The organism is Methylobacterium sp. Gmos3 (assembly GCF_056430985.1).
On the sequence record NZ_JBWJYL010000009.1, the window covers coordinates 329,975 to 339,560 of the forward strand.

Here is a 9,586-nt window from a genome sequence, read left to right on the forward strand (position 1 = left end):
CTCAATGGAGCGTCGGCACATCCGCTCTCGACAGGTTCCGCCCGCCATAGAGGATGCGAAGGATCAGAACGAGATCCTCCGTCACGGTGAAGGCGACGAGGACACGTCGATCCATCGATAGGGTGCGGACGCCAGGGACGAGATCCGGGCGCGGAGTGCCCCGCTCGGGAAATTCCGAGAGGCCAAGGCAGAGGCGCTCGATCCGCTGGATATAGCGGCTTGCGCGCAATGCGCCGGAGTTTGTCGCGATATAGTTGTATAAGTGGATAAGGTCTGCCTCGGCGAGTGGGTAGAACTCGACTCTACGCGTCACCGGAGGCGGCGTTCAACCGCTCTGCGTGGTAAGCCCGCAATCTGGCAAAGACTTCCTCGGCCGGGATCGTCGGCCGGGGATCGTCGAGCGCTTCCTGCACCTTTGCGCGGAGATACGCGTCGAACTCGGACGTCTCCCAGTCGATCGGCGCGTCTTCAGGCTTGCTGACATGCATCGGGGCGAACTCCCTCGTTCGGCGCCACTCTACCGCCGGGCCGGGGATTGTCACGCCTTGGCCTCACCCTCCGCCGGGCGCGGCCGTCCGAAATCCGGGGCCGCCGTATCCTGGCCCAGCGCCACGATGCTGCGGCGGATGGCGCGGGTGCGGGTGAACATCGCGTGCAGGGCGTCGCCGTCGCCCCAACGCACCGCCTTGGCGAGGGCCGCGAGGTCTTCGTTGAAGCGGCCGAGCATTTCCAGCACCGCGTCGCGGTTGTTCAGGAAGATGTCGCGCCACATCGTCGGGTCGGAGGCGGCGATGCGGGTGAAATCGCGAAAGCCGCTGGCCGAGAACTTGATCACCTCGGATTGCGTCACCGCTTCCAGGTCGGCGGCGGTGCCGACGATGTTGTAGGCGATCAGATGCGGCACGTGGCTGGTGATGGCGAGCACGAGGTCGTGGTGCTCGGGGCTCATCGTCTCGACCAGCGCCCCCATGCCCTCCCACAGGGCGCGGACGCGCTCGGCGGCCTCGTCCGGGGTGCCCTCCGGCGGGGTGAGGATGCACCAGCGCCCGGCGAACAGGGTCGAGAAGCCGGCATCCGGCCCGGAATATTCCGTGCCCGCGATCGGGTGGCCGGGCACGAGATGGACGCCCTCACGCAGGTGGGGGTGGATCGCGGCCACCACCGAGCCCTTCACCGAGCCGACATCGGAGACGATGGCGCCCGGCTTCAGGTGCGGCGCCATCGCCTCGGCGACAGGCCCCATCGCGCCCACGGGCACGCACAGCACCACGAGGTCCGTGCCGCGCGCGCCCTCGGCCGGATCGCCGGTCACGGCATCGGCGATGGCGAGCTCGCGCACCCGCTCGCGCACCGCCGCGTCGGCATCGACGGCGATGATCTCCCGCGCGAGCCCGTAGCGCCGTGCGGCGCGGGCGATGGAGGAGCCGATCAGCCCGAGGCCGACGATGGCAATCCGGTCGAAGGACGGCACGGCGGTCTGGGTCTCAGGCACGGGCGCCCCGCACGAAATCGCCGAGCGCCGCGAGGAAGGCGGTGTTGGCCTCCGCGCCGGCCACCGTCACCCGCAGGGCGTTGGGCAGGCCGTAGGCCGTGACGCGGCGGGTGATGAGCCCGCGCTCGGTGAGGAACGCATCCGCGTCCTCCGCCGAGCGGCCGGGCTCGTCGGCGAAGTGGATCAGCACGAAATTCGCCACGCTCGGCGTGACGGTGAGGCCGAGCGCCCGTGCGCCGTCGGTCAGCTTGGGCAGCCATTCGGCATTGTGCGCCGCCGCCGCCGCCACATGCGCCTCGTCGGCGATGGCCGCCGCGCCCGCCGCGATGGCGGGACCCGAGACGTTGAACGGACCCCGGATGCGGTTCACCGCGTCGGCGACATGGGCCGGGGCGAGCATCCAGCCGATCCGCACGGCGGCGAGGCCGTAGATCTTGGAGAAGGTCCGCGTCATCACGACGTTCTCGGCCTCGAGGGCGAGTTCGAGCCCGGCCGTGTAGTCGTTCGCCCGCACGTATTCCGCGTAGGCTCCGTCGATGACGAGGAGCACGTGCGCGGGCAGGCCGGCATGGAGCCGGCGGATCTCGCTGAACGGCAGGTAGGTGCCGGTCGGGTTGCTCGGGTTCGTCACGTAGACGATCCGCGTGCGCTCGGTGACGCGGGCGAGGATGGCGTCGACGTCGGTGGTCAGGTCGCGCTCCGGCGCGACGACGGGGGTGCCGCCCGAGGCCAGGATTGCGATCCGGTACACGAGGAACCCGTGCTCCGAGTAGATGCCCTCGGTACCCGGCCCGCAATAGGCGTAGGCCAGCAGCGACAGCAGCTCGTCCGAGCCCGCGCCGCAGACGATCCGCTCGGGGTCGAGGCCGAACTTCCGCGCGATGGCCGTGCGCAAATGGGTCGCGCGCCCGTCCGGGTAGGTCTCCAGCTTGGCGGTCGCCTCGTGGAGGGCGGCGATGGCCGCCGGGCTCGGGCCGAGAGGCGTCTCGTTCGAGGAGAGCTTGTGGACCTTGCCCGGACCCGGACGCCCGCTCTTCCCGGGGACGTAGAGGTCGACCGCCAGGACACCGGGGCGCGGTTCCGGGCGGGAGGGGGCGGGCGGGCTGACGGAGGACATGGGACGGGCCGGTCGGCGGTTCGATGCGACGATGCGGTCCCTGTACAGCATTTCGCCCGACCGTGAAGCTGTGCCGCCTCCGCGACGATGCATCCGGTCTGCCCGTTCCCGGCGATGGGCGGCCGGCTCTTTACTTGGGTCCGATCGGACCCTGGAAGAAATGTCGCGGGGCACCGGCCATGATCCGGCCTGTTGTTATTTCGTAATGCCCTTTGCCCGGCCGCTCGAGAGGCGGCGGAATCGACCGGGGTTCGCCGATGATGCTGGACGATCTTCTTCCCTGCGCGCTGTTCGTGCTCGGAATCCTGGTTTCGGTCGCGGCTGAATTACGCCTGCGCCGTGGGGATACGGGTTCGGTCTCGAACGGCTTCATCACGGCGGCGGGGGTCGGGCTCGTCTTCGTGGCTTGCGCCGCCGCCATCCGCTGAACCGGCGGGGAAGCGCGGCCGATCCGCGTTGACGCTGCCGGGGTGGGCCATTACCTCCGGCTTCGTGCCGCAGGGCGTTTTGCAGCCGGCGGCGCCGCCGAAGACCCGGACATGGATACCCGATTGGACACGGCCGCCCGGCCGGACGCCCCCGACAGGACCGCCCCGCTCGTCGCGGAGCCGTCGCAATCCCTCGATCCGAAGAGCCCCGTGGCGCGCTTCGGAGCCGACAGGCCGCTCCTGACGGATGCGGGCGTGCGCCTCGCCCCCTTCCAGATCGCCTACCAGACGGCGGGCACCCTCAACGCCGACCGCTCGAACGCCGTGCTGATCTGCCATGCGCTGACGGGCGACCAGCATTTCGCGCACATCCACCCGCTCACCGGCAAGCCCGGCTGGTGGGAGACCCTGGTCGGCCCCGGCAAGCCGGTGGACACCGACCGCTACTTCGTCATCTGCTCGAACGTCATCGGCTCGTGCATGGGCACGACCGGCCCGGCCTCGATCAACCCCGAGACCGGCCGACCCTACGGGCTCGATTTCCCGCTCATGACCATCCGCGACATGGTGCGGGCGCAGGCGATGCTGCTCGACCATCTCGGCATCGACAGCCTGTTCCTGTGCATCGGCGGCTCGATGGGCGGGATGCAGGTGCTGCAATGGGCGGCGCTCTACCCCGAGCGCGTCTTCGCCGCGATGCCCATCGCCACGGGTGCCCGGCACTCGGCGCAGAACATCGCCTTCCACGAGGTCGGGCGGCAGGCGATCATGGCCGATCCCGCCTGGGCGGATGGGCGCTACCTCGAAGAGGGCACGCGCCCGGCCAAGGGGCTCGGCGTGGCGCGGATGGGTGCGCACATCACCTACCTGTCGGAGCCGGCGCTTCACCGGAAGTTCGGCCGCCGCTTCCAGGGCGGATCGGCGCCGACCTTCTCGTTCAACGCCGATTTCCAGATCGAGAGCTACCTGCGCCACCAGGGTCTGAGCTTCGTGGAGCGGTTCGACGCGAACGCCTACCTCTACCTCACCCGCGCGATGGATTATTTCGACCTCGCGGCGGACCATGGCGGCGTGCTGGCCAACGCCTTCCGGGGCACGACAACGCGCTTCTGCGTGATCTCCTTCACCTCGGACTGGCTGTTCCCCACGGCCGATTCGCGGGTCATCGTCCATGCCCTGAACGCGGCGGCCGCGCCGGTCGCCTTCGTGGAGGTCGAGACCGACAAGGGCCACGACGCCTTCCTCCTCGACGAGCCGGCGATGTTCGCCGCCGCGCGCGGCTTCATCGACGCGGCGGCCAGGGCGCGCGGCCTGTGAGCGGCGCAACCCCGCACGCCCGCCCCTGGGAGGCGACCGAGGCGCTGCCCCGTGAGAACACCGGCGCCCGCGTCGATCACCTGCTGATGCTGAACCTCGTGCCCGCCGGGGCGCGGGTGCTCGATATCGGCTGCGGCGACGGCGCGCTCCTCGCCCTGCTGCGCGACCGCAGCGGCATCGACGGGCGCGGCATCGAACTCTCGCGCGAAGGCGTGAATGCCTGTCTCGCGAAGGGGCTGCCGGTGATCCAGGGCGACGCCGACACCGACCTCGCGAACTATCCCGACGGGGCGTTCGACGTGGTGGTGATGTCGCAGACGATCCAGGCGACGCGCCAGCCGCGCGAGGTGCTGGAGCACCTGCTGCGCATCGGGCGGCACGTCATCATCTCCTTCCCGAATTTCGGGCATTGGCGGGTGCGCACCGAACTCGCCCTGCGCGGGCGGATGCCCGTGACCGACCTGATGCCGGACGCGTGGTACGAGACCGCCAACATCCACCATTGCACGATCCGCGACTTCGTCGTCCTGTGCCGGCTGCTCGGCGCCCGGATCGAGACGGCGGCTGCGCTCGATTCACGCGGGCGGGCGATGCGTGTCGCCCTGCCGTGGTGGGTGTGGAACCTGTTCGGCGCGCAGGGGGTGTTCCTGCTGAGCAAGGATGGAAGGGGCGGGTAGCGGTCGCTACTTCGCCCCCCGGTGCAGGTCTCCGTCGATGAGCAGCGCGCTGCGGCTGTCGAGGCGGGTGCGGTAGACCTGCAGGTTCTCCATCACCCGCTGGACGTAGTTGCGCGTTTCGGTGAACGGGATGCGCTCCACCCAGTCGATCACGTCGACGTCGCCCTTGCGCGGGTCGCCGTAGGCGTCGATCCACTTCTTCACGTTGCCGCCGCCGGCATTGTACGAGGCGAAGGCGAGCACGTAGGAGCCGCGCCAATCCTCCATCAGCTCGCCGAGATGCGCTTGGCCGAGCTTGGCGCAGAAGGCGGGGTCGCTCGTCAGGCGGTCCGGGTCGAAGGACGCGGAGACCCGCTTGGCCGTGCGCAGGGCGGTGGCCGGCATCATCTGCATCAGCCCCCGCGCCCCGACGCCGGAGCGCGCCCGCGCGTCGAACTGGCTCTCCTGCCGGGCGATGGCGTAGACCATGGCCCGCTCCACCTGCGGCACGGCGGTGAAGGTGTCGTAGGCCGGGATGCCGATGGTCGGGAAGGCGTGGGCGTCCAGCGGCAGGCCCCGGTGCAGGGCGAGCTTGCCCACGGCCACGAGGGCGCGGGCATCCTTCGCGTCGGTGGCGACATCGCCCAGCGCCTGCGCCTGGCCGGCATCGGTGAGCGCACGCGCCGCATCGATGTAGAGCGGCAGCGCGAGGTCCGGCAGACCCGCCTGTTCCAGCAGACGCAGGGCGCGCACGGAGAGGCGGTTGTCGAACGCCTCCCGCTCTGCGCTCTCCAGTGCGGGTACGGCGCGGAGCGGCAGGCTCGTCTGCCCGAGCTTGGCGCGGGCGACCTGCCCGTAATAGGCGATCGGCTGCGCGGCCGCCTTCTCGTAGAAGCGCTTCGCCTCGTCCGTCCGGCCCAGCGCCTCGGCGGCGCGGGCCTGCCAATAGGCGCCGCGCGCCAGCGAGTTCGGGCCCTCGGCGAGCGCCGCCACCTGCGCGAAATGGCCGGCGGCCTTCTCGGGGTCCGAGAGGAAGCGCAGGGCGATCCAGCCGGCGTGGAACTCGGCCTCGATCTTCTTCTCAGGGGTGCGGGCGCAATGGCCGCTCACCACCGCGTAGGCGGTCTTGGCGTCGCCGGCATCGAGGAGCTTGCGCGCGACGATCCGGCGCTCGACCCACCATTCGTCGCCATCGACCAGCACGTCCGGGTTGGTCGGCGCGCTGGCGAGCACGGCGGCGGCCTCCACCGGCTTGTCGGCCCGGCGGAAGAACTGTGCCCGCGAGAAGATGTAAGAGGCGTCGTTGCGCAGCGACGGCGGCACCGCCGCCAGCGCCGAGGCGGCGCTGGAGCTCTTGTCCTCGACGGCCCGGCGGGCGCGCACGAGGCTCGCGTAGCTGCCGCCGGCATAACCCGCCGCGCGGCCCGCGCTCTCCCAATCCTCCTTCAGGAGCGCCCGCTCCATCCGGTAGCGGTGGTCCTGGCGGGTGAGCAGACCGGGGAAGGCGTCCTGCACCTTGGCTTCGAGGCTGCGGCCGAAGCTCTCGGTGCGCCAGAGGTCGCGCACGAGGTCGGCGGCGTCGGCTTCGAGCCCGTCCGCCCGCAGGGCCAGCGCCAGGGCGAACTTGCCTGGCGCGCTCGTCGGCTTGGCAGTGGCGAAGAAGGCCCGCACCGTGGCGGGCGCCTTGCGCTCGCTGAGCAGCGTCTCCTCCGCCCGGCGGCGCAGGAGCGGGCCGCCCGGCCAATCCGGGTTGGCGCGGGTGAAGGCGACGGTGCGCTCGAAGCCGATGCCGGCCCCGGCGCGGATCGCCACCCATTGCAGCAGGGCACGGGCGGCGGGATCGGTGAAGCCCTCGGCCATCCGGTCGGCGTCCGACACCTTGCCCTTGCGGTAGAGGTCGATCGCCCCGCGCAGCAGGGTCAGGTCGGTATCGCCGGAGGCCTTCGGCTTGGCGAGGTCGGGCACCTCGGGCACCGGGGCGGCGGGGGCGAGGCCCGCATCCGGCAGCGGGAAGGTGATCGGCGCGTCCGGGTCGGCGGAAGCGTAGGCCGAGGCGGCGGCGGGCTTGAGCTCGGTCTCCTCGGCGCGCACCGCCTCGGGGGCCGGCTCGGCGGAATCCGGGGTATGGAGGGCGGCGGGCGCGGGCGTGTCCGGCCCGGTCGCGCCGGCTGCGGACGCGCCGGCGCTGGCCAGGGCCGCCCCGGCGCTCGCCGCGAGGGCGATGAGCGTGAGGTGCGGGCGCTTCCAGGCGATGGCTCGGATCACGACCTCACCCCTCCGCGACGGCAGCGTGAAGGAGACAGCTTGGGCAATCAGTGATTAAGAGCCCGTTAACCGTCTCCGCGATCCGTTTGCGAAGGCGCGCGCGAACCCCTATGTCTGCGCGCTCGCGCAACGATTGCGCGGGTAAGTGGCGGCGAGACGACCGCACGATTGCCCTGGGACGCCTGAGATGACCGAGACGACCGCCCGCCTGCGGGGCTCGATGACCGCGCTGGTGACGCCCTTCCGCGATGGCGCCTTCGATGAGCAGGCCTTCCGAAAGTTCGTGCGCTGGCAGATCGAGCAGGGCAGCCACGGCCTCGTGCCCACCGGCACGACCGGCGAGAGCCCGACCCTGACCCATGCCGAGCACGACCGGGTGGTCGAGGCCTGCATCGATGAGGCCGGCGGGCGTGTGCCCGTGGTGGCCGGCGCGGGCTCGAACTCGACCGCCGAGGCGATCGAGCGGGCGCAGCACGCCGAGAAGGCCGGCGCCGACGCCGTGCTCGTGGTGACGCCCTACTACAACAAGCCGACGCAAGGCGGTCTCTACGCCCATTTCAAGGCGATCAACGATGCGGTCGGTATTCCGATCATCATCTACAATATCCCGCCGAGGTCCGTCATCGACATGAGCGTCGAGACGATGGCCAGGCTCTTCGAATTGAAGAACATCGTCGGCGTGAAGGACGCGACCGCGAAGATCGACCGCGTCAGTCAGCAGCGACTGGCCATGGGGGAGAGCTTCATCCAGCTTTCAGGCGAAGATGCGACCGCCATCGGCTACAACGCCCATGGCGGGCACGGCTGCATCTCGGTGGTGGCGAACGTCGCCCCGCGGCTCTGCGCCGACCTGCAGGAGGCCACGCTCTCCGGCGATTACGCCAAGGCGCTCACGATCCAGGACCGGCTGTTCCCGCTCCAGAGCGGCCTGTTCGCGGAGGCCAATCCCGGCCCGGTGAAGTACGCGCTCTCGCGGCTCGGCCACATGAGCGAGGAGCTTCGCCTGCCCCTCGTGACGATCTCGGACGCGACCCGCCGAATCGTTGACGATGCCCTGCGCCACGCCGGCCTCCTCGAAGGCTGATTCAGTTAAAAAGGACGACAGACCCGCATGGCGCCGAAGACGGAGCCCGGACGGCGCGTGGTGGCCGACAACCGCGCCGCCCGCTTCCATTATTCCATCGAGGACACGCTCGAAGCCGGCATTTCGCTCACCGGCACCGAGGTGAAATCCCTGCGCGGGGGCAAGGCGACGATCGGAGAGGCCTATGCCGGCCCCTCCGGCAACGACCTGATGCTCTTCAACGCATACATCCCGGAATATCTGGAAGCGAACCGCTTCAACCACGACACCAAGCGGCCCCGCCGCCTGCTGCTGCACCGCCGCCAGATCGACAAGCTGATCGGCGCCACCCAGCGGCAGGGTTACACGGTCGTCCCGCTGAAGATCTACTTCAACGAGCGCGGCCGGGCGAAGGTCGAACTCGGCCTCGGCAAGGGCAAGCAGGCCCACGACAAGCGCGAGGCGGTGAAGGAGCGCGATTGGAAGCGCGATCAGGCCCGGTTGCTGCGCGACCGGGGATAGAGCGGGGAGCCACGGGATGAGCGCCAGTCTGACGAGCCTGCCGGACGATCTGCCGGTTCCCGTGGATGACGGCGCCGCCGACCACCTGCGCGGCGCCCGCCTGCCCGACGTCGCCCTGCGCGCCACGGACGGGAGCACGGTTTCGCTGGCCAAGCTCAAGGGCCGCACGGTGGCCTACGCCTATCCGCGCACCGGCGAGCCGGGCAAGCCGGCCTTCACGGAGGATTGGGATGCTATCCCCGGCGCGCGGGGCTGCACGCCGCAATCCTGCGATTTCCGTGATCATTTCAACGAGTTGAAGGCGCTCGGCGTCGATCACGTCTTCGGGCTGTCGACGCAGACGCGGGAGTATCAGACGGAGGCGGCGACGCGCCTGCATCTGCCGTTCCCGCTGCTTTCGGATGCCCATTGCGCCCTGGCGATGGCGGCCCGGCTGCCGACCTTCGCGGCGGGCGGCGAGACGCTGCTGAAGCGCCTCACCCTGGTGATCGACGACGGAGTCGTCACGCACCTGTTCTACCCGGTCTTCCCGCCGGACCAGAGCGCCCGGCAGGTCGTCGCGTGGCTCGAAGCGAGCCGCCGGGCCTGAGGCGCGGCTAGGGCGTTTTCGGGAAAACCCGGATCATGCCGCGCCTCCCGTCTTTGCGAGCGAAGCGAAGCAATCCAGGGATCCGCCACATCCGTTCAGGTCCCGCTGCCCTGGATTGCTTCGCTGTCGCTCGCAAA

11 protein-coding genes are annotated in these 9,586 nt (G+C 70.3%); 6 read left to right on the forward strand and 5 right to left on the reverse strand.

Annotated features, from left to right (window positions below; translation table 11 throughout):
- Position 1: 1 nt before the first annotated feature.
- From ACS5Q7_RS20605 to ACS5Q7_RS20620, 4 genes are read right to left on the reverse strand one after another with little or no spacing between them, the layout of a single operon-like run.
- Entirely contained in the window at positions 2-313 is a 312-nt protein-coding gene (locus ACS5Q7_RS20605) for a type II toxin-antitoxin system RelE/ParE family toxin (protein WP_478341117.1), read from the reverse strand.
- On the reverse strand, positions 303-488 hold the full coding sequence (locus tag ACS5Q7_RS20610) for an antitoxin PaaA2 family protein (RefSeq protein ID WP_478341118.1): 186 nt from the start codon (positions 486-488) through the stop codon (positions 303-305). The genes ACS5Q7_RS20605 and ACS5Q7_RS20610 overlap by 11 nt, the downstream gene beginning before the upstream one ends.
- 50 nt (positions 489-538) lie before the next feature.
- Positions 539-1,492 (reverse strand): prephenate/arogenate dehydrogenase family protein, encoded by a 954-nt coding sequence (locus ACS5Q7_RS20615; protein WP_478341119.1) that lies wholly within the window; start codon positions 1,490-1,492, stop codon positions 539-541.
- Positions 1,485-2,609, reverse strand: a complete 1,125-nt coding sequence (locus tag ACS5Q7_RS20620) for a pyridoxal phosphate-dependent aminotransferase (protein ID WP_478341120.1) — start codon at positions 2,607-2,609, stop codon at positions 1,485-1,487. Before ACS5Q7_RS20620 ends, ACS5Q7_RS20615 begins: the two co-directional genes overlap by 8 nt.
- Before the next feature lie 260 nt (positions 2,610-2,869).
- Between ACS5Q7_RS20620 and ACS5Q7_RS20625 the strand changes: the two genes are divergently transcribed.
- From ACS5Q7_RS20625 to metW, 3 genes are all read left to right on the forward strand, one after another.
- Positions 2,870-3,037, forward strand: coding sequence for a hypothetical protein (locus ACS5Q7_RS20625; RefSeq protein ID WP_478341121.1), 168 nt, complete (start codon positions 2,870-2,872; stop codon positions 3,035-3,037).
- A gap of 111 nt (positions 3,038-3,148) precedes the next feature.
- On the forward strand, positions 3,149-4,354 hold the full coding sequence (gene metX, locus ACS5Q7_RS20630; RefSeq protein WP_478341122.1) for a homoserine O-acetyltransferase MetX: 1,206 nt from the start codon (positions 3,149-3,151) through the stop codon (positions 4,352-4,354).
- Entirely contained in the window at positions 4,351-5,031 is a 681-nt protein-coding gene (gene metW / locus ACS5Q7_RS20635) for a methionine biosynthesis protein MetW (RefSeq protein WP_478341123.1), read from the forward strand. Before metX ends, metW begins: the two co-directional genes overlap by 4 nt.
- A 6-nt stretch (positions 5,032-5,037) precedes the next feature.
- Here metW and ACS5Q7_RS20640 read toward each other — a convergent pair whose 3' ends face one another.
- Positions 5,038-7,275, reverse strand: a complete 2,238-nt coding sequence (locus ACS5Q7_RS20640; protein ID WP_478341124.1) for a lytic transglycosylase domain-containing protein — start codon at positions 7,273-7,275, stop codon at positions 5,038-5,040.
- A 187-nt stretch (positions 7,276-7,462) separates the two neighbouring features.
- Here ACS5Q7_RS20640 and dapA point away from each other — a divergent pair, with 187 nt between their 5' ends.
- From dapA to ACS5Q7_RS20655, 3 genes are read left to right on the forward strand one after another with little or no spacing between them, the layout of a single operon-like run.
- Complete coding sequence (gene dapA / locus ACS5Q7_RS20645; protein WP_478341125.1) at positions 7,463-8,359, forward strand: 4-hydroxy-tetrahydrodipicolinate synthase; 897 nt, start codon at positions 7,463-7,465, stop codon at positions 8,357-8,359.
- 27 nt (positions 8,360-8,386) lie between these two features.
- Entirely contained in the window at positions 8,387-8,860 is a 474-nt protein-coding gene (gene smpB / locus ACS5Q7_RS20650) for an SsrA-binding protein SmpB (protein WP_243958833.1), read from the forward strand.
- 16 nt (positions 8,861-8,876) lie between these two features.
- A complete protein-coding gene (locus ACS5Q7_RS20655) occupies positions 8,877-9,449 on the forward strand; it encodes a peroxiredoxin (RefSeq protein WP_478341126.1) in 573 nt (190 codons plus the stop codon).
- The last annotated feature ends 137 nt before the right edge of the window (positions 9,450-9,586 follow it).